Annotated in this window: 18 protein-coding genes; 1 reads left to right on the top strand and 17 read right to left on the bottom strand. The window is 64.1% G+C overall.

Annotation, left to right across the window (positions count from 1 at the left end; all coding sequences use genetic code 11):
- Positions 1-7: 7 nt before the first annotated feature.
- The 17 genes from rpsU to ndk all read right to left on the bottom strand — a co-directional run bounded on the left by rpsU (position 8) and on the right by ndk (position 16,766).
- The gene (gene rpsU / locus ASD87_RS00420) at positions 8-220 is read right to left on the bottom strand and encodes a 30S ribosomal protein S21 (protein ID WP_006218592.1); all 213 of its coding nucleotides are present in this window, start codon (positions 218-220) and stop codon (positions 8-10) included.
- Positions 221-559: 339 nt separating this feature from the next.
- Positions 560-1,102 carry a phosphoribosyltransferase gene (locus ASD87_RS00415; RefSeq protein ID WP_056315724.1) on the bottom strand — a complete coding sequence of 181 codons (543 nt, stop codon included), beginning with the start codon at positions 1,100-1,102 and terminating at the stop codon, positions 560-562.
- A gap of 81 nt (positions 1,103-1,183) precedes the next feature.
- A complete protein-coding gene (locus ASD87_RS00410; RefSeq protein ID WP_056315722.1) occupies positions 1,184-2,479 on the bottom strand; it encodes an adenylosuccinate synthase in 1,296 nt (431 codons plus the stop codon).
- Between the two features lie 76 nt (positions 2,480-2,555).
- Positions 2,556-3,713, bottom strand: coding sequence for an ATP phosphoribosyltransferase regulatory subunit (locus ASD87_RS00405; protein WP_056315719.1), 1,158 nt, complete (start codon positions 3,711-3,713; stop codon positions 2,556-2,558).
- Between the two features lie 266 nt (positions 3,714-3,979).
- On the bottom strand, positions 3,980-4,882 hold the full coding sequence (gene hflC, locus ASD87_RS00400) for a protease modulator HflC (protein WP_056315716.1): 903 nt from the start codon (positions 4,880-4,882) through the stop codon (positions 3,980-3,982).
- A gap of 18 nt (positions 4,883-4,900) precedes the next feature.
- The gene (gene hflK, locus ASD87_RS00395; protein ID WP_056315713.1) at positions 4,901-6,199 is read right to left on the bottom strand and encodes an FtsH protease activity modulator HflK; all 1,299 of its coding nucleotides are present in this window, start codon (positions 6,197-6,199) and stop codon (positions 4,901-4,903) included.
- A complete protein-coding gene (hflX, locus tag ASD87_RS00390) occupies positions 6,165-7,271 on the bottom strand; it encodes a GTPase HflX (protein WP_056315711.1) in 1,107 nt (368 codons plus the stop codon). Before hflX ends, hflK begins: the two co-directional genes overlap by 35 nt.
- A gap of 84 nt (positions 7,272-7,355) precedes the next feature.
- Positions 7,356-7,592 (bottom strand): RNA chaperone Hfq, encoded by a 237-nt coding sequence (gene hfq / locus ASD87_RS00385; RefSeq protein ID WP_006218585.1) that lies wholly within the window; start codon positions 7,590-7,592, stop codon positions 7,356-7,358.
- A 157-nt stretch (positions 7,593-7,749) separates the two neighbouring features.
- Positions 7,750-8,823 (bottom strand): histidinol-phosphate transaminase, encoded by a 1,074-nt coding sequence (gene hisC / locus ASD87_RS00380; protein ID WP_056315708.1) that lies wholly within the window; start codon positions 8,821-8,823, stop codon positions 7,750-7,752.
- A 3-nt stretch (positions 8,824-8,826) separates the two neighbouring features.
- The gene (gene der, locus ASD87_RS00375) at positions 8,827-10,179 is read right to left on the bottom strand and encodes a ribosome biogenesis GTPase Der (protein WP_056315707.1); all 1,353 of its coding nucleotides are present in this window, start codon (positions 10,177-10,179) and stop codon (positions 8,827-8,829) included.
- 25 nt (positions 10,180-10,204) lie between these two features.
- Positions 10,205-11,362, bottom strand: coding sequence for an outer membrane protein assembly factor BamB (bamB, locus tag ASD87_RS00370; protein ID WP_056315705.1), 1,158 nt, complete (start codon positions 11,360-11,362; stop codon positions 10,205-10,207).
- A gap of 5 nt (positions 11,363-11,367) precedes the next feature.
- Complete coding sequence (locus ASD87_RS00365) at positions 11,368-12,006, bottom strand: tetratricopeptide repeat protein (protein ID WP_056315703.1); 639 nt, start codon at positions 12,004-12,006, stop codon at positions 11,368-11,370.
- Positions 12,007-12,009: 3 nt separating this feature from the next.
- Entirely contained in the window at positions 12,010-13,296 is a 1,287-nt protein-coding gene (gene hisS, locus ASD87_RS00360; protein ID WP_142049684.1) for a histidine--tRNA ligase, read from the bottom strand.
- Between the two features lie 54 nt (positions 13,297-13,350).
- Positions 13,351-14,637 (bottom strand): flavodoxin-dependent (E)-4-hydroxy-3-methylbut-2-enyl-diphosphate synthase, encoded by a 1,287-nt coding sequence (gene ispG, locus ASD87_RS00355; protein ID WP_056315698.1) that lies wholly within the window; start codon positions 14,635-14,637, stop codon positions 13,351-13,353.
- Positions 14,638-14,651: 14 nt separating this feature from the next.
- Entirely contained in the window at positions 14,652-15,146 is a 495-nt protein-coding gene (locus ASD87_RS00350) for a RodZ family helix-turn-helix domain-containing protein (protein ID WP_056315695.1), read from the bottom strand.
- Complete coding sequence (rlmN, locus tag ASD87_RS00345; protein ID WP_056315692.1) at positions 15,143-16,297, bottom strand: 23S rRNA (adenine(2503)-C(2))-methyltransferase RlmN; 1,155 nt, start codon at positions 16,295-16,297, stop codon at positions 15,143-15,145. Before rlmN ends, ASD87_RS00350 begins: the two co-directional genes overlap by 4 nt.
- A gap of 43 nt (positions 16,298-16,340) precedes the next feature.
- Positions 16,341-16,766 carry a nucleoside-diphosphate kinase gene (gene ndk, locus ASD87_RS00340; protein ID WP_056315689.1) on the bottom strand — a complete coding sequence of 142 codons (426 nt, stop codon included), beginning with the start codon at positions 16,764-16,766 and terminating at the stop codon, positions 16,341-16,343.
- A 421-nt stretch (positions 16,767-17,187) separates the two neighbouring features.
- Here ndk and ASD87_RS00335 point away from each other — a divergent pair, with 421 nt between their 5' ends.
- The gene (locus tag ASD87_RS00335; RefSeq protein ID WP_056315688.1) at positions 17,188-20,082 is read left to right on the top strand and encodes a valine--tRNA ligase; all 2,895 of its coding nucleotides are present in this window, start codon (positions 17,188-17,190) and stop codon (positions 20,080-20,082) included.
- Positions 20,083-20,108: the final 26 nt, after the last annotated feature.

The following is a 20,108-nucleotide window of genomic DNA, read 5'->3' as shown; positions in this document are numbered from 1 at the left end:
TCAGAAATCAATACAGGCGCGGGGGCAGTTGTTGGCTACGGATGCGCTTGTAGTGGCGCTTCACGGCGGCGGCATGCTTGCGCTTGCGCTCGGCGGTGGGCTTCTCATAGAACTCGCGCGAGCGCAGTTCGGTGAGCAAACCGGTCTTTTCGATGGTGCGCTTGAAGCGGCGCAGAGCGGCTTCAAACGGTTCGTTTTCCTTCAGTCGAACGATAGGCATAAAGTAATTGGCCTGCTTGTAGGGTAACAAAGTTGATGACAAACCTGGCTTGCTTTTCCAGCAACGCTGCGCGACCCCAGGTACGCGAAGACGGCCTCTGGCGATAAGACCTGCAAACCGCCAATAGGCAAGTACCGCGAACTGTGAACCTTCAAAGCGCAACCCGGGCATGCGTTCACCCGGGTTTGAGCTGGCTGTTTCCGTTACCCAAAGACTACCCAAAGAGTAACAAGCCAAGTTCGGTTTAGCGATAACCAGCGATTCTAGCATGGTCAAGGACGGTTTGACTACTGCCAGGGACAGTCCGCGCCCTGGGCCCCGCCCTTTTCCTGCCTGCTATCAGCTCTGGGAACCCTTGCGGATCCAGGCTTCCAATTGATGGGGACGCAAGCTGTCGTAGTCTTCGAAAGGCTGGTGAATCCAGGGATTCGTGGGCAGCTTCTCGACGTAATAGTCGGGCGTTGCCAGGGAATGCCCCTTCCACCACAGCACGGCGCTGCGCAATTCGGTGATGTCGGCGAACTGGCTCTTCAGGTGATCGAAGACCTTATTGAAGGTCTTGCCGGTATCGACCATGTCGTCCACCAGCAACACCCGGCCGGACAGCGTGCCGCGGGTGATGGTGATGAACTGGGCGATGTCCATGTCGCCTTGCTTGGTGCCAGCCGCCTCGCGATAGCTGCTGGTGGCAAGAATACCCAGCGGCACGTCAAAAATACGCGACATGACGTCACCCACGCGCATACCGCCGCGCGCCAGGCAAAGAATCTTGTCAAACTTCCAGCCCGACTGATGCACCTGCAAAGTAAGGCGCTCGATCAAGCGGTTGTAATCGTCCCACGTTACCCACAGGTGGCTATCGTCACTGGTCGGCGTGCTCATAGGCAAGCATCTCCTGCACAAAAATACGAAAAGGCCGCCGCCGGTATGACCGGCGGCGGCCTTGGGAATAATAACCCGATGTCAGCCCTTCAGGGGATGACGCAAAACAATGGTCTCGTTGCGGTCCGGACCGGTGGACACCAGGTCGATCGGCACGCCGCAGACTTCGGCGACACGCTCCAGATAACGGCGCGCGGCGGCGGGCAGCTTGGCGTATTCGGTGATGCCGACGGTGGATTCGCTCCAGCCGGGCAGCTCTTCGAGCACCGGTTGCGCTTGCGCAACGGCGTGCGCGCCGTAGGGCAGCACGTCGCGGAATTCACCGTTGACGCGGTAGCCGACGCCCAACTGGATGGTTTCCAGACCGTCCAGCACGTCCAGCTTGGTGATGCACAGGCCGGAAATGCCGTTCAGGCGGACCGAACGCTTCAGCGCGGCGCCGTCGAACCAGCCGCAACGGCGCGGACGCCCCGTGACCGAACCGAATTCCTTGCCGATGGTGGCCAGACGGGTGCCGATCTCGTCGACCAGTTCCGTGGGGAACGGGCCCGAGCCGACGCGCGTGGTGTACGCCTTGGTGATGCCCAGGACGTAATCCAATTGCTGGGGGCCCACGCCGGCGCCTGCCGAGGCCGCGCCCGCAACGCAATTGCTGCTGGTGACGAAGGGATAAGTACCGTGATCGACGTCCAGCAGCGCGCCTTGCGCGCCTTCGAACAGGAGGCGCTTGCCTTCCTGCTGCATGGCGTACAGGTTGCTGGAGACGTCCTTGACCATCGGGGCGATGGCCGGCGCCAAGGCCATGGCCTGATCGCGCACTTCGTTGGCCGAGACCGCTTCGGCGCCCAGGTACTGGGTCAGCACGAAGTTGTGGTAATCCAGCACTTCGGCGAGCTTTTCGTCAAAGAGCGCCGGATTGAAGAGGTCTTGCACGCGCAGGGCGCGGCGGGCGACCTTGTCTTCGTAGGCCGGGCCGATGCCACGGCCCGTCGTGCCGATCTTGCCCTCGCCCTTGCGCGCTTCGCGCGCCTTGTCGATGGCGACGTGGTACGGCAGGATCAGCGGGCAGATCTCGGAGATCTGCAGGCGCGAACGCACGTCCAGGCCGGCGGCCTCAAGCTCTTCGATTTCCTTGAGCAGGGCTTCCGGGGACAGCACGACGCCATTGCCGATGAAGCAGGTGACACCGGGGTGCATGATGCCCGACGGGATCAGGCGAAGAATCGTCTTCTTGCCGTTGATCCACAGCGTATGGCCGGCATTGTGACCGCCTTGGAAGCGGACCACGCCCTGGACGGATTCCGCCAGCCAGTCGACGATCTTGCCCTTGCCCTCGTCACCCCATTGGGTGCCGATTACGACTACGTTCTTGCTCATGATACGAATCAATTTCGAGTTTCTCGGGAAATCCGGAAATCTCCCCGCGGCCCCCTCGTTTCCGAGAGGGAGTTAGTCACAGCGTTTTGACCGTCCAGACGCCATCCTGCAGCGCCAGCTCGCGATCGCAAACGAATTCGTCCTGATCCTGCTCGTGACCGGGCAATACCTGAACGACGATTTCCCCTGACCGGCGCAAGCGGCGAACCGCCTCGGTCAGAGCGGGGGCCTGCCCCCAGGGCGCGCGAACCGCTCGCGCCCTTTCCGCCGGCGGCAGACCCGCCGCCAGCTTGCGTAAATCAAGACTGAAGCCCGTTGCCGGACGCGACCGGCCAAACGCGTGGCTAACGTCATCGTAGCGGCCACCGCTGACCAACGCGTCGTGCCAGCCTTCAGCGTACAGCGCAAACTTGACGCCCGAGTGGTAGGCGTAACCACCGACGTCGGCCAGATCGACGCTGAAAGACACATTGGGCATGGCGTCGACCACTGCCTGAAGAGCATCGAGCGCCTCGGCGATACCTGGCAGCGCCGGCAGGTCACGGCGGGCGATCTTCAGCACGTCCTGACCACCGTACAGCGTGGGCAGCAATTGCAGCGCCTTCAGCGTTTCCGGACGGATGCCGGGCGCGCGCGCCGCCAGCTCGCCCAGTCCGGGCACGTCTTTGTCGCGCATCAGCCGGATCGCGTCCTGCGCCAGCTCGGCAGCCGCCGGATCCGACTTCAGGACCGCGCGCAGCACACCGGGGTGATTCAGATCCAGGCGCGGATTGCGAACGCCGGCGATGGCAACGGTTTCCAGCACCAGCTGGATGATTTCCAGATCGGCTTCGAATCCGGCATGGCCGTAGATTTCGGCGCCGATCTGCAGCAACTCGCGGCTCGACAGCAAGTCCGAGGGACGGGCATGCAGCACATTGCCGCAATAGCACAGGCGGGTGACGCCCGCGCGGTTGAGCAAGTGCGCGTCAATGCGCGTGACCTGGGGAGTCATGTCCGCGCGCACGCCCAGCGTGCGGCCCGAAAGCTGGTCAATCAGCTTGCAGGTGCGCAGATCCAGATCGCTGCCGGTGCCCGACAGCAATGAATCGATGTACTCGACCAGGGGCGGCGCGACCAGCTCGAACCCGTATGTACGGTAAAGATCGAGAAGTTCGCGGCGCAGTTCCTCGATGCGCCTGGCCTCTGCCGGAAGTACGTCGGCGAGGCTTTCGGGCAGCAGCCAGTTACCCATGAATGTGTTTACCTGAATAACGCCAAGTGATGCGTGGGCGTCGCCCAAACGAAAAGCGGCTGAGGGGCGTAAGCCCGCTCAGCCGCTGCGGAATGTTTTATAGCTTACGCGGTATTGTACATGGTTCAGCGGCAAGCGCCACCCGGGGGACGGGCATGTCCAGTGCCCCGCGGCGTCCCCGATACCCGTAAGGGAGCATCCCGCCAGAAGCAGAAAAGCCCCTCGGGTACCCGAGGGGCTTTTTCGTTTGTGCCGGCTGCTGCCGGTTACTTGGCCGGCACGGTGACCGGAGCCAGGGCGGCGCCCGCCGGATCCTTCATGAACTGGAAGAAGCTGGAGCTGGGGTCCACCACCAGCACGTCACCCGGCTTGGAGAACGACGCGCGATAGGCTTCCAGGCTCTTGTAGTACGTATAGAAGTCCGGATTCTTGCCATAAGCCTGGGCGTAGATGGCTGCCGCGGCGGCGTCGCCCTCACCCATGATGCCCTGGGCTTTGGCGTATGCCTGAGCCACGATGACCTCGCGCTGGCGGTCGGCCTCGGCGCGGATCTTCTCGCCTTCGGCAGCGCCGATCGAGCGCAGCTCGTTCGCCACGCGAGTACGCTCGGCTTCCATGCGGCGGTACACCGACTCGGAAATTTCCGGCGCGAACTCGATGCGGCGCAGACGCACGTCAACGATCTGCACGCCCAGCGGCTCGGCGCGCTTGGCGACGTTGTCCAGGATTTCCGTCATGATCTTGTCGCGTTCGGTCGAGACCACGTCGCGCACCGTACGCACGTTGACCGATGCGTTCAGGGCGTCGCGGATCTGGGCTTGCAGACGCTCTTGCGCCGCACGCTCGTTGCCGCCGAACGTCACGTAGAACAGACGGGGATCCGCAATGCGCCACTTGACGTACGAGTCGATCAGCAGGTTCTTCTTTTCGGAAGTCTGGATACGCTCGGCTTCGTTGGTTTCGATGGTCAGAATGCGCTTGTCGAGCGTGACGACATTCTGGAAAGGCGGCGGAACCTTGAAGTACAGGCCAGGTTCACTGATGACGCGGCGGACTTCACCCAGCGAGAACACCAGGGCATAGTCGCGCTCGCGGACCACGAAAACGCTGGAGGAAAGGAGGGCCAGCACGATGAGCAGGCCGACCAGGATGGGCATAAGACGATTCATGTTCAGGACTCCTCCGGATTAGCGCGACATACGGTCGCGGGGCAGCGTGTTGCTATTGCTGCTGCCGGAAGGCTGCGGCACCGGCGCGGCCGAACCGCGCGAAGGCTGCTGGACAGGCGGGTTGGCCACCGGCGAGCCGGAGCTGCCGATATTCGACTTGCCTGCGTCCTGAGCGGCGAGATGCATGATCTTGTCCAAGGGCAGATACAACATGTTGTTGTTGCTCTTGGTGTCGACCATGACCTTGCTGGCGCGGGTGAAGATGTCCTGCATGCTTTCCAGGTACATGCGCTGGCGCATGACTTGGGGAGACTTTTCGTATTCGCCCAGGATGCTGGTAAAGCGCGAGGTATTACCTTGCGCATCGCCCACGACCTTGGCCTTGTAGCCTTCGGCCTGCTCCGTCATGCGCGAAGCCTGACCGCTGGCCAGCGGCACGACCTGGTTGGCATAGGCCTGGCCTTCGTTGATCTGGCGCTCGCGATCCTGACCGGCCTTCACGGCGTCATCGAACGCGGCCTGGACCTGCTCGGGCGGCTGCACGTTCTGGATGGCGACGGTGCTGACCTGCACGCCCGTCTTGTAGCGGTCGAGGATCTGCTGCATCAGCGCCTGAACCTGCGAGGCCACCGTCGTACGGCCTTCGTACAGCACGAAGTCCATCGACTGCTTGCCCACGACTTCGCGCATGGCGGTTTCCGACGCCTGGCGCACGGATTCGTCCGGGTCGCGCGTCTTGAAGAGATAGTCGGGCGCGCCGTCCGCACGCAGGCGGTACTGGACGACGAACTGCATATCGACGATGTTCTCGTCCGTCGTGAGCATCAGCGCTTCGGGCAGAACCTTGTTGCGCGCGCCGCCACGGAAACCGACTTCGAACGTGCGCAGTTGCGACACGTTGACGATTTCATGGCTTTGAATGGGATAAGGCAGGCGCCACTGGAAACCGGCTTGCGACGTGCTCTTGTATTTGCCGAACTGAGTCACGACCGCGACCTGGCCTTCTTGCACGATGTAGAAGCCGCTGGCCAGCCAGATGCCTGCCGCCACCAGGGCAATGACGCCCAGGCCGATGCGTGTGCCCCGCGGGGATGGCGGCGTCATGCCACCACGATTGCCGGGCCGGTTGTTGCCGCCCCCGCCCTTGCGCCCGAACAGGTTCCCGATGCGATTATTGAAATCGCGCCAGACCTCGTCCAGGTCGGGAGGGCCGTCTCCATTGCCTTGGGGCCGCTTGGGCGGCGGCTCGGAGCCATTGTTGTTTCCGCGACCCCAGCCGGGGTCATTCAGATTGAAGAGTTTGATAATTCGCGGCATTGTTTCCCACAATCTGTCCGGTTTCCGCAATTGCCCCGCGCAACGCATCCAAACCGGCGCGCTCGGTGGCGCTTACAAATACTCGCGCAATCGTACCATGTGCATCGCGCTCCACCCGCGGGTCCAGGCCCGCCCGGTCGATCTTGTTGTATACCAGAATGGTTGGAATCGCTGCAGCGCCTATTTCGGCGAGGACCTTGTTGACTTCGAAAATCTGCTCATCCCGCTGCGGGCTGGCCGAGTCCACCACATGCAGCAGCAGATCCGCGTGCACGGTTTCTTCGAGCGTGGCGCGGAAGGCGGCAATCAGGTTATGCGGCAGGTCGCGGATGAAGCCCACGGTGTCCGACACCACGACCGATCCGGCGCCTTCGATCCAGATGCGGCGGGTCGTCGTGTCCAGCGTGGCGAACAACTGGTCGGCCGCGTAGGCGTCCGCGCGGGTCAGCGCGTTAAACAGCGTCGACTTGCCGGCGTTGGTGTAACCCACCAGCGACACCGACAACGCACCGCCCCGCGCGCGGGCGCGCCGCTGGGTGATGCGCTGGCGTTCGACCTTGTCGAGCCGTTCACGCAGCGTCTTGACCTTGGCGCCGATCATGCGGCGGTCCATTTCAAGCTGGGATTCACCTGGCCCGCGCATCCCGATGCCGCCGCGTTGCCGTTCCAGGTGACTCCACATGCGCGTCAGGCGCGTGGCCAGATGCTGAAGCTGGGCCAGTTCGACCTGCAGCTTGCCTTCGTGGCTCTTTGCGCGCAGCGCGAAGATGTCCAGGATGAGGGCAACGCGATCCACCACGCGCAGGTTGAAGGCGCGTTCGAGGTTGCGCTGCTGGGCTGGCGAAAGCGGCTGGTCGAAAAGGATGATGTCGGCAAGCAGCGCCTGCGCCATCGCGACGCCCTCGTCGGCCTTGCCGGAGCCGATGAAGAACTTGGCGTCGGGACGATCGCGGCGGGCCGTCAGGGTGCCGACGATTTCGGCGCCCGCGCCCTTGGCCAGCATGGCAAATTCCTCGGCGTGTGCCATGAAGTCCGGATCACCGAGATCCACGCTGATGATCAGAGCGCGCATACATGCACCATATTCGAGCCAAAGCGAAAATGCCCGCCGACGAGAACCGTCTGGCGGGCAATAAAAGGTAAAGCTGGAGCGAGATTACTCAGCAGGGACTTCCACTTGAAAGTTGACGGCGCGCGCGGGAACGACGGTGGAAATGGCGTGCTTGTAAACCATTTGGGTGACCGTATTGCGCAGCAGCACCACGTATTGGTCGAAGGATTCGATTTGCCCTTGAAGCTTGATGCCGTTCACGAGGTAGATCGACACGGGCACATGATCCTTGCGCAACGTGTTGAGGAACGGATCTTGCAGAGTTTGCCCTTTATTGCTCATTGGCCAGGCTCCATTTGTTTGTTATTGAGTAATGACGCGCTTTTTGTACTGGTGGTGCACGCCGAAACACGTACTCTACAGGGTTTTCCCGGCCCGTGCTACTTGGCCGGGAAGCAAAAATGAGACCAGAGTTTTCCAGCTGAAATGCCTCTGAAAATCACGCCGTCAGGATGCTCTGGAGCGCTTGCAGAAGCAGGTCGCACTGGGCTTCGGTACCCACCGTGATGCGCAGGAATTGATCGATCCGTGCATGACCGAAATGACGCACGATGATGCTGCGCTCGCGCAGGGCGGCGGCAAGCGTCGTGGCGTCCTGTGACTGATGGCGCGCGAACACGAAGTTCGCCGCTGAAGGAAGCACCTCGAAGCCCAGCGCCTGCAACCCTGCGGTCATGCGGGACCGCGTATCGATCACGGCTTTGCGGGTCTGCTCAAAGTACTCCGTATCTTCCAGCGCCGCTACTGCGCCGGCGGATGCCAAACGATCGATGGGGTAGGAGTTGAAACTGTTCTTTACCCGCTCAAGCCCATCGATCAGCGCGGCGCTGCCCACGGCAAAGCCCACCCGCAGGCCCGCGAGCGAACGCGACTTTGAAAGGGTCTGCACCACCAGCAGGTTGTCGTAGCGCGAGACGAGCGGGATCACCGATTCGGCGCCGAAATCCACATACGCCTCGTCCACGACAACGACCGTGTCCGGATTGCCGGCCACGATGCGTTCGACCTCGGCGGCGCTGAGCGCCCGGCCGGTGGGCGCGTTGGGATTCGGGAAGATGATGGCGCCCGCCTGACCGTGGCGCGCCGGCAGGTAGTCTTCGACGTCGATGCAAAAGTCCGCGGTGAGCGGCATCGTTTCGAATTCGATGCCGTACAGGCCGCAGTACACGGGATAGAAGCTGTACGTGATGTCCGGAAAGCGCAGCGGACGGTCATGCTTGAGCAGGGCCAGAAACACATGCGCCAGGACCTCGTCCGACCCATTGCCCACGAACACCTGCTGCGGCTGCGCGCCGACCGCGGCGGCGATGGCCTCGCGCAGGCGGTCCGAGGAAGGGTCCGGATAGAGCTTGAGCGTATCGTCGCAAGCGGCGCGGATCGCATCGAGCACCTTGGGCGACGGCCCGTAAGGGTGCTCGTTGGTGTTCAGCTTGACCAGATTCTGAAGCTTGGGCTGCTCGCCCGGCACATAGGGACTGAGCGTCCCGACAACGGGACTCCAGAAGCGGCTCATGGATCAGCTTTCCTGCGCGTAAGGGTTGTGCGAGGACTTGAATTCGATACGCAGCGGCGTGCCGGCCAAGTCGAATGCATTGCGGAAACGCGTTTCGAGGTAACGGCGGTACGAATCGGGAATGGCGTCCAGCGCGTTGCCGTGAATGACGACCAGCGGCGGGTTCTGTCCGCCCTGGTGCGCGTAGCGCATCTTGGGACGGAAGATGCCCTTGCGCGGAGGCGGCTGCTGTTCGACAGCGGCCTGCAGCTCGCGCGTGAGCTTGGGCGTGGACAGTTTGGCAAAGGCCGCGGCATGAGCGGCATTGATGGACTTGAGCAGGGGCTTGATGCCCTGCCCGCGCAGCGCCGAGATCGTGTGCACGCGCGCGAACGACAGGAAGCGCAGCTTGCGGTTGAACTCGCGCTCGATGCGTTCCTTTTCTTCGCCGTCCAGGCCGTCCCACTTGTTGACGGCCACGACCACGGCTCGGCCGGTTTCCAGCACGAACCCGGCGATGTGCGCGTCCTGCTCGGAGATTTCGGTTTGCGCGTCGAGCATGAGCAGCACGACGTTGCTGGCCTCGATGGCCTGCAAGGTCTTGATGACGGAGAACTTTTCGACCGCCTCGAACACCTTGCCGCGCTTGCGCAGCCCGGCCGTGTCGATCAGCGTGTAGCGGCGCCCGTCGCGGTCGAAATCGATTTCGATGGCGTCGCGCGTCGTGCCCGGCATGTCGAACGCGATCACGCGCTCTTCGCCCATGAGCGTATTGATGAGCGTGGACTTGCCTACGTTGGGACGGCCCACGATCGCCAGCTTGATGCGGTGATCGTGCTCGCCTTCTTCGGCCGGTTCTTCTTCGGCGGGCGGCTCGGCCAGATCCTTGAGCGCCAGCTCGATGAGATCCACGATGCCGTCGCCGTGCGCCGCCGAAATGGGATACGGCTGGCCCAGGCCAAGTTCATGGAATTCGGCGATGGCGGGGCCAAGGCCCATGCCTTCGGCCTTGTTCACCGCCAGCAGCACGCGCTGCTGGCCGGACTTGCGCAGCAGTTGCGCGATCTCGTGATCGTGCGCATTGATGCCAGAGCGCGCATCCACCAGGAACACGACGACGTCCGCCTCGGCGATGGCCTGGCGGGTCTGCCGGGCCATTTCCAGCAGGATGCCGTCCTTGGCCACGGGCTCGAAGCCGCCGGTATCGATGGCGATGAACGGAATATCGCCCACCCTGCCCTCGCCGTAATGGCGATCGCGGGTCAGGCCGGAATAATCGGCCACCAGCGCGGCGCGCGATCGCGTCAGGCGGTTGAAAAGGGTCGATTTCCCCACATTGGGGCGGCCGACCAGGGCAACGACAGGCTTGAAAGACACGGTAAAAGGCTTTGTTTTATAAGTTTCAGTTGGCGCCGATCATGACGAGATTGCCATTGCCCGTCTGGACCAGCACACCTTGGGGCGTCGTCTGCGGCGGTGACACGACTGCGCCGCCGCCCACCGACAGGCGCGCCATCAGGCTGCCATCGCTGCGCGACAGGAAGTGCACGTAACCATCCAGATCGCCGACAGCCAGCGCTCCCCCAAGCATAGCCGGAGCCGTGAGCTGGCGGTTCTTCAGAGCGCTCTGTTTCCAGACATTGCCCCCGTTATCGAGCGCAAACGCGTTGACCACGCTGTTCTGGTCGGCGGCATAAGCGAAGCGGTCATCGAGCGTGAGGCCACTGACGCTGGAGAAATCCTTGGTCCAGAGCGGACGGCCACCGGCGGTGACGTCAAAGCAGACGATGCGTCCCTGATAAGCAACCGCGCACAGCAGGTTGCCCGCGATCCGGGGCGCGCCCACCACGTCGGTCAGACGCTCCAGGTCGCTGGCGCCGCGCGGCGTGGCCACGGTGCCTTCCCATTGCACGTTGCCGCTATTGGAGGCGATGGCCATGATCTTGCCGCCGGGCAGGCCCGTGATGACGAGGCCTTCGGCCAGGACCATTTGCGAGACGCTGCGCAAGGCGAGCGACGGGCCGGGACGCTGCACGCTCCAGACGCGCTCGCCGCTGTTCGCGTCGAAAGCCTGGATGCGGTAGTCGCCGCTGCGCACGACGACGATGCCGTAGCCGACGACCGGCGGAATCGTGACGTCGCTGGTGGCGCGGACCTTCCACTTCACCTTGCCGGTGTCGTCGAAGGCGATGACGTCGCCGTTGGGCGAAGCGACCGCAGTGGTGGTGCCGTCGCTGCCGGCGCCCGCCGACAGCTTGCCTTCGGCCTTGGCCTTCCAGATGACGCGGCCGCTTTGCAGGTCGAACTTGCCGACCGAGCCGTCGGGCGTGGCGGCATAGATGGCATCGCCCAGCACGGTGGGCGCGAAGCCCAGGCCCGAGCCGCTGCCGATGGACGTGGACCAGACCTGGCGCACGGACATGCCGGCCTTGTATTCGGTCAGGGGCGCCGGATCGTAGCGGCCGTCGTCATGGGAGAACAAGCCGCATCCGCCCAGGGCAAGCAGGCTTGCCAAGAGGACGGCGCCGCGCCACGTACGGCCAGGTGCAAATTTACGCATTACAGTCACGCTCCGCTCAAGGCATCCAGTTTCAGTTGCACAACCTGGGTCAACGGATTGGCCGCACCCAGGCCATCGATGGCGCTCTGCCAGGCCGCGCGCGCTTCCTCGCGCTTGCCTTGCGCAGCCAGCACGTCGCCGCGGCGGTCAGCGAACAAGGCGGCGAAGGCGGCCGGCGGATTGTTCAGCTGCGCCAGCGCGGCGTCGTATTGCTTCTGGTCCAGCATCATGCCGGCCAGGCGCAGGCGCGCCACGGCTTGCATGGAGGGGTTCTTGTTCTGACCGGCCAGCCATTCGAGCTGTTCGCGGGCGCCGGCGTCATCCTTCTGCGCCTGCAGGGCCTGCGCGGCCACCAGAGCGCCACGCGCGGCGTAGCCGGTGTTGGGATACTTTTCGCGCAGCGTCGAGGCTGCGGTCTTGATACGCACCGAGGAATCGGCGCCACCCAGGCGGGCCGCGTCTTCCAGCGCTTCGAAGTAGCCCATTGCCTGGTTGGCCTGGTGCGATTCGTACGCCTTCCAGCCCCACCAGCCGCCCCAGGCCAGGAGCACTGCCGTCGCCAGCGTCAGCAGAAGCGTGCCATAGCGGGCCCACCACGCCTTGATCGCGTCGAGTTTTTCCTGTTCTTCAAGATCGTATGCCATGCGTTAACCCTTGTTGTTCAATGCGTCGGCCAGCTTCGCCAGCGGAACCTGTTGCTGCGCCGAGTCGCCCTGCCCTTCTGCGCGCAGGAACTTGACGCTGGCGGTCTGCGACGCCACTTCGTCGGCGCCAAGGATAACCGCAACGCGGGCGCCGCTGGCGTCCGCGCGCTTGAATTGGGACTTGAAGCCCGCCGATCCGGCATGCACGATGACCGACAGGCCCGCGTCACGCAGGTCTTCGCCGACCCGCGCGGCCAGGCGCTGCGCGTCCTCGCCCTGGTGCACGACGTACACGTCGCACTCGGCCGGCGCGGCGATTTCGACGCTTTGCTCCCACAGATCGAGCAGGCGCTCCATGCCGATGGCAAAGCCCACGGCTGGCGCCGGCTTGCCGCCCAGCAGTTCGACCAGGCCGTCGTAGCGGCCGCCGCCGCAGACCGTGCCCTGGGAACCCAGGCGGTCCGTGACCCATTCGAAGACGGTCAGGTTGTAGTAGTCCAGGCCGCGGACCAGACGGGGATTCAAGCGGTATTCGATGCCGGCGTCGGTCAGGCGCTGGCACACGCCGTCAAAGTGCGCGCGGGACTCTTCGCCCAGGAAGTCGAACAGGCGCGGCGCGCTGTCGGCCATTTCCTGCATGGCGGGGTTCTTCGTGTCCAGCACGCGCAGCGGATTGCTGTACATGCGGCGCTGGCCGTCTTCGTCGAGGATGTCGCGGTGCTTTTCCAGATGCTGGATCAGGGCGGCGCGGTGCGCGGCGCGCTCGGCCGGCTGGCCCAGCGAATTCAGTTCAAGGCGCACGTCCTTCAGGCCCAGCAGCTTCCAGAGGCGGCCCAGCATGACGATGAGTTCCGCGTCCACGTCGGGACCGGCAAAGCCCAGCGCTTCGACGTCGATCTGGTGGAACTGGCGGTAGCGGCCGCGCTGCGGGCGCTCGTGACGAAAGACGGGACCGATGGAGTAGACGCGTTGCGGGCGATCGTAGAGCAGGTTGTGTTCGATCGAGGCACGCACGATCCCGGCGGTCATCTCGGGGCGCATCGTGAGCGATTCGCCGTTGAGCGCGTCGGTGAACGTATACATCTCTTTTTCGACGATGTCGGTGACTTCGCCGATGCCGCGTGCAAACAGGCGCGTATGCTCAAGCACGGGCGTACGCACATTGCGGTAGCCATAGCCGCGCAGCCAGCCGCGCACGATTTCCTCGAATTGCTCCCAGCGGGCGCTTGCCCCCGGCAACAGGTCATTCATGCCGCGGATGGCGGCGACTTTCTGGAAAGCTTGAGTCATCTTGATCATGCCGTCGGCGCGCCCGAGAAGCGCGCCAATGGCTACACCCTTACTTTAGTGAGAGGCGAGCGCGCCATACCGGCGCGCAACGTATTCTTCAACGATGGCCTGGAACTCTTCGGCGATATGGTCGCCCTTGAGCGTCACCGTGCGCTCGCCGTCGACGAACACCGGCGCGGCCGGCACTTCGCCGGTACCCGGCAGGCTGATGCCGATGTCGGCATGACGGCTTTCGCCCGGCCCATTGACCACACAGCCCATCACCGCGACGTTCATCGATTCGACGCCGGGATACTGCGTGCGCCACACCGGCATCTGCCGGCGCAGGAACGACTGGATGCTGTCGGCAAGTTCCTGGAAGAACGTGCTGCTGGTGCGGCCGCAACCGGGGCAGGCGACGACCATGGGCGTGAATGCGCGCAGGCCCATGGTCTGCAGGATTTCCTGCGCGACGATGGCCTCGCGGCTGCGCTCTCCGCCCGGTTCGGGGGTGAGCGAAATGCGGATGGTGTCGCCGATGCCCTGCTGCAGCAGCACGGCAAGTGCGGCGGTCGAGGCCACGATGCCCTTGCTGCCCATGCCGGCTTCGGTCAGGCCCAGATGCAGGGGGTAGTCGCACCGGGCGGACAAATCGCGGTAGACGGCGATGAGATCCTGCACGTGGCTGACCTTGCACGACAGGATGATGGCGTCGCGCCGCAGGCCGAGTTCCTCGGCGCGCTGGGCATTGCTGATGGCCGAGACGACCAGCGCGTCGCGCATGACGGCCTGCGCTTCCCAGGGCTGGGCGCGGCGGCTGTTTTCGTCCATCTTGCGCGCCATGAGCTCGTGGTCGAGGCTGCCCCAGTTGACGCCGATGCGCACGGGCTTGTCATAGCGGCAGGCGACTTCGATCATTTGCGCGAAGTTGTCGTCGCGGCGCTTGCCGCCCCCCATGTTGCCGGGGTTGATGCGGTACTTGGACAGCGCCTGGGCGCATTCCGGGAACTGCGTCAGCAGCTTGTGGCCGTTGTAGTGGAAGTCTCCCACCAGCGGCACGTTCACGCCCATGCGGTCGAGCTGCTCGCGGATGGCGACGACCTCACGGGCGGCCTCGGGCGTGTTCACGGTGATGCGCACGAGCTCGGAGCCGGCCTGCGCCAGCTCCTTGACCTGGATCGCGGTGGCGATGGCGTCCGCGGTGTCGGTGTTGGTCATGGACTGAACCACGACCGGGGCGTCTCCGCCCACCGTCACGACACGATCGCCCCACTTCACCGCGACGGAACGCGTGGCGCGGCGCGCTGCGGCTCCCACCGGGGGAGGCGGCGCGTCCTGGCAAGGCAGAGAAGAATCTTGCATCGGTTGGAACCGGGTTACTTGGTCGGCTTCGGCAGCCAGTCGGCGGGCAGCCACTGCTGCGGCAGCCAACCTTGCCAGAAGGCATACGCCACGCCGGCAGCAAGCACCAGCACGATGGCGATCAGCCAGCCCCACGACGACGTGGACGAGCGGTCGTCGTCGGCGCTGGATTGGGGAATGGAATGCGCGGAATGCAGCGAGCTGGGGCTGAGCTTGGCCGGGCCGGTGGCGCGGGCCTTGGGATCGAGCGAGTCGACGATGGCCTGGGCATCGGCGCCAAGCAGCCGCGCATAGTTGCGCACGAGGCCGCGCAAGGAAACGCCGGTGGGCAGGTTGTCCCACTGCTCGTTTTCAAGGGCTTCGATCTGCTTGGTGGAAAACTTGATGCGGCTGGAGACTTCGTCGAGCGACCAGCCCTTGGCCAGGCGCAGACCGCGCAAGGCGGCGCCCACGCTGCCCACCGCGCCGGCGGACGAGTCGGAAACTGCAGAAGCGAAATCCTGCGTCATGCGTGCACCTGTTTAATTGGTATGGTCTGGCGCTGGGCGGCATTGCGCTCGGTGATCCGAGTGCGGTCCCGCACCTCTCCGGCCAGTTGGCCGCAAGCCGCATCGATGTCGTCGCCCCGGGTCTTGCGGACCGTGGTGATGATGCCGGCGTCCATCAGACGCTGGGCAAACACCTTCACCCGCGCCGAGGCCGAGCGCTTCAGGCCGGAGGCGGGGAATGGGTTGAACGGTATGAGGTTCAGCTTGCAGCGCACCTGGCGTGCAATGTGGATCAATTCCTTGGCGTGCTGGTCGGTGTCGTTGATGCCGTCCAGCATGCAGTATTCGAACGTGATGAAGTCGCGGGGCGCAAACGCCAGGTAGCGTTCGCAGGCGGCCAGCAGCTCCTTCAGCGGGTACTTCTTGTTCAGCGGCACGAGCTCGTCGCGCAGCGCGTCGTTGGGCGCGTGCAGCGAAACGGCCAGCGCCACGGGACAGTCTTGCGACAGGCGGTCCATCATGGGCACGACGCCGGAGGTGGACACCGTAACGCGGCGGCGCGACAGGCCGTACGCGTTGTCGTCGAGCATCAGGCGCAGCGCGGGCAGGACCTGGTCGTAATTGAGCAGGGGTTCGCCCATGCCCATCATGACGACGTTGCTGATGACGCGGGTGTCTTCGGTGGCGCGGGCGCTTTCAAGGCGGGCCGTGCCGATGTCGGCCTCCAGCACGCGCTTGGCCCACCACAGCTGGCCGATGATTTCGCTGGTCTTCAGGTTGCGGTTGAAGCCCTGGTGCCCTGTCGAGCAGAAACGGCAGTTCACCACGCAGCCAGCCTGGCTGGAGATGCACAGCGTGCCACGGTCGTCTTCAGGGATGAAGACGGTTTCGATGGCGTTGCCCTGCCCCACATCGAACAGCCACTTGCGGGTGCCGTCGGTCGAGCGTTGCTCGATGTTGACGGGCAATGCCTCGATGCGGCAATGCGTGGCAAGCTGGCTGCGGAAATCGCGGGCCAGGTCGGTCATGGCGTCGAACGAATCGGCGCCGCGCTGGTGCATCCAGCGCTGCAGCTGGCGGGCGCGAAACGGCTTGCCGCCCCACTGCCCGACCAGTTCGGACAGGGCGGAGCCGTCCAGCCCCAGCAGATTGATTCGTTCGACGGATTCCATAACCAGGTAAAACTAAAGCGCTTTCAACAACTTAAGCCAAAAATTAACGGCTGTGGATGTTGATTTCGGGGAAGAAGAAAGCCACTTCGACAGCGGCCGTTTCCGGAGCGTCGGAGCCGTGGACGGCGTTGGCGTCGATGCTGTCGGCGAAGTCGGCGCGAATGGTGCCGGCTTCAGCCTTCTTGGGGTCCGTGGCGCCCATCAGGTCGCGGTTCTTCTGGATGGCGTCTTCGCCTTCCAGGACTTGCACGAACACGGGGCCCGAGACCATGAAGTCGACCAGGTCCTTGAAGAAGGGACGGGCGGCGTGCACAGCGTAGAAACGCTCGGCGTCGGCGCGCGACAGTTGGGTCAGGCGGGCGGCGATGACCTTCAGGCCGGCTTGCTCGAAACGGGCGACGATCTGGCCGATCACGTTCTTGGCGACGGCGTCGGGCTTGATGATCGAGAGGGTGCGTTGAATGGACATAAAGGACTCCGAAAACTGATTTCTGACGGGTTTCTAGTTAATTGCCTGGTGGGGCTCTGTGCTTGCCGATGCCGCGCTGGGGTGCCACCCTTGGGTGCCACATCAAGCGCCATCGCGCCGTTGGCACGCAGGAGATCCGAAACGAATGGGTGTCTCGGGCCGCCCTGAACCACCGACCAAGACAGGATTCGACACTGCCGACCTGTCGGACGCATCCTGGAATGCCAGCGGGATTCCGGCTGCGCGCCAATCCAATGATTCAACGCGCATTTCCGAAGGAATCCTCAATGAATTCAGGGACTTCTAAAAGGTTTACAGTAACCCGGTATTCTAACACGCTGAGAAGACCGCATTACATCTTAAAATGAGCGGTTTGCTGCCCGCTTCCTACCCGGGCGCCCCTGTCTGCCGGAACTTAGTAATGACTCAAGCTGCTCCCCCGAACGCCGCGCCCATCGCCGGCGAAACCCCGGAACTCTCCAAGAGCTTCGAACCCTCCGAACTGGAATCCCGCTGGTATGCCGAGTGGGACAAGCGCGGCTACTTCGCCGCGGGCCAGCACGTGAAAACGGGGACGGAAAGCCAGCCCTACGTCATCCAGTTCCCGCCGCCCAACGTGACCGGCACCCTGCACATGGGCCACGCGTTCAACCAGACCATCATGGACGGCCTGGTGCGCTACCACCGCATGTCGGGCGACGACACCGTGTTCATTCCCGGCACCGACCACGCCGGCATCGCCACGCAGATCGTCGTTGAAAGACAGCTCGACGCGCAAAAGGTTTCGCGCCACGACCTGGGCCGCGAGAAGTTCGTCGAGAAGGTGTGGGAATGGAAGGAGAAGTCCGGCAGCGCCATCACCGGACAGGTGCGCCGCCTGGGTGCCTCGGCCGACTGGCCGCGCGAATACTTCACCATGGACGACCGCATGTCGCGCGGCGTGGTGGAAACGTTTGTCCGGCTGCATAAACAGGGACTGATCTACCGCGGCAAGCGCCTGGTCAACTGGGATCCCAAGCTGCTCACGGCCGTGTCCGACCTGGAAGTGCAGTCCGAAGAGACCGATGGCCACATGTGGCACATCCTCTACCCGTTCGTCGACGGTCCGCAGACCATCGTCGACAAGGACGGCCAGACCGTCACCCTGCGCGGCATGACCATCGCCACGACGCGCCCGGAAACCATGCTGGCCGACGGCGCGCTGTGCGTGCATCCCGACGATCCCCGCTACAAGCATCTGGTCGGCAAGCAAGTCGAGCTGCCGCTTTGCGACCGCAACATTCCCATCATTGCCGACGATTTCGTCGACCCTGAATTCGGCACGGGCTGCGTGAAGATCACGGGCGCCCATGACTTCAACGACTACGCCTGCGCGATGCGCCACGATCTGCCGCTGATCGTGATCTTCACGCTGGACGCGCACATCAACGAAAACGGTCCCAAGCAATTCCAGGGCATGGAACGCTACGAGGCCCGCAAGGCGGTCGTTGCGCAGCTGGAAGCCGAGGGCTATCTGGTCAAGGTCGAGCCGCACAAGATGATGCAGCCCAAGGGCGACCGCACCGGCGTCGTGCTTGAGCCGATGCTGACCGACCAGTGGTTCGTCGCCATGAGCAAGCCCGCGCCGGAAGGCACGCTGAACCCGGGCAAGAGCATCACCGAAGTCGCGCTGGAAGTCGTGGCCGACGGCCGCATCCAGTTCTATCCGGACAACTGGACCACTATCTACAACCAGTGGCTCAACAACATCCAGGATTGGTGCATTTCGCGCCAGCTGTGGTGGGGTCACCAGATTCCGGCCTGGTACTCGGAAGACGGCCAGGTGTTCGTGGCGCACGACGAAGCGGGCGCAATCGAGCAGGCGCGCGCCGCTGGCGTCACGGGCCCGCTCACGCGCGATCCCGACGTCCTGGACACGTGGTTCTCATCGGGCCTCGTGCCCTTCACGACGCTGGGCTGGCCGGAAAACACGCCGGACCTGCAGCGCTACCTGCCCTCCAGCGTCCTGGTCACGGGCTTTGACATCATCTTCTTCTGGGTGGCGCGCATGGTCATGCTGACCACGCACCTGACCGGCCAGATCCCGTTCAAGCACGTTTACGTGCACGGCCTCATCCGCGACGCCGACGGCCAGAAGATGAGCAAGTCCAAGGGCAACACGCTGGACCCGGTGGACCTGATCGACGGCATCGACCTGGACGGCCTGGTGGCCAAGCGCACCTACGGCCTGATGAATCCGAAACAGGCCGGCGCCATCGAAAAGGCCACGCGCCGCCAGTACCCCGACGGCATCCCCGCCTATGGCACCGATGCGCTGCGCTTCACGATGGCGGCCTACGCCACCCTGGGCCGCAACATCAACTTCGACCTGAAGCGTTGCGAGGGTTACCGCAATTTCTGCAACAAGCTCTGGAACGCCACACGCTTCGTGCTGATGAACACCGAAGGCCATGACCTGTCGGTGCCAGACGAAGGCGAACTGTCCTTTGTCGACCGCTGGATCGTCAGCCAGATGCAGACGCTGGAAGCCGACGTCGCGCGCGGGTTTGCCGACTACCGTTTCGACAACATCGCCAACGCAATCTACCGCTACGTCTGGGACGAATACTGCGACTGGTATTTGGAACTGGCCAAGGTGCAGATCCAGACCGGCACGCCGGCCCAGCAGCTTGGCACCCGCCGCACGCTGATCCGCGTTCTGGAATGCGTGCTGCGCCTGGCGCATCCGATCATTCCGTTCATCACGGAAGAGCTGTGGCAGAAGGTGTCGGTCGTGGCCGGCAAGCGCAAGGAAGGCGTGGCCGACAGCGTCAGCGTGCAGCCCTACCCCAAGGCCAATCCGGCTGCGGTGGATGCCGCCGCCGAAGCCGATGTGGCCGAACTGAAGGCGCAAGTCGAGGCCGTGCGCGCCCTGCGCGGCGAGATGAGCCTGTCGCCCGCCCAGAAGGTGCCGCTGTGCGCGCAGGGCGATGCGCCCATGCTGACCCGCAACGCGCCCTACCTGGCTGCGCTGGCCAAGCTGAGCCAGGTTGACGTGCTGGACGTGCTGCCCGACGCGGGCGCGCCGGTGCAGGTCGTCGGCGCCAGCCGCCTGATGCTGCACGTCGAGATCGACGTCGCCGCCGAGCGCGTGCGTCTGGACAAGGAAATCGCCCGCCTCTCCGGCGAGATCGCCAAGGCCCAGGGCAAACTGTCCAACGCCAGCTTCGTCGAGCGCGCGCCCGCCGCCGTCGTGGAACAGGAAAAGGCCCGCATGGCGCAGTTCGGCGAAACCCTGCAGAAGGTGCAGGAGCAGCGCGCCAAGCTCGGCAACTGATCCTCGCGCCGCCCCAGAAACCCCGG

The sequence above is a fragment of the Achromobacter sp. Root170 genome (assembly GCF_001428165.1).
In the GTDB taxonomy this organism is placed as follows: Bacteria; Pseudomonadota; Gammaproteobacteria; order Burkholderiales; family Burkholderiaceae_B; genus Achromobacter; species Achromobacter mucicolens.
The sequence above is the reverse complement of the archived record's forward strand: the minus strand, read 5'-3'. Positions and strand labels throughout refer to the sequence as shown.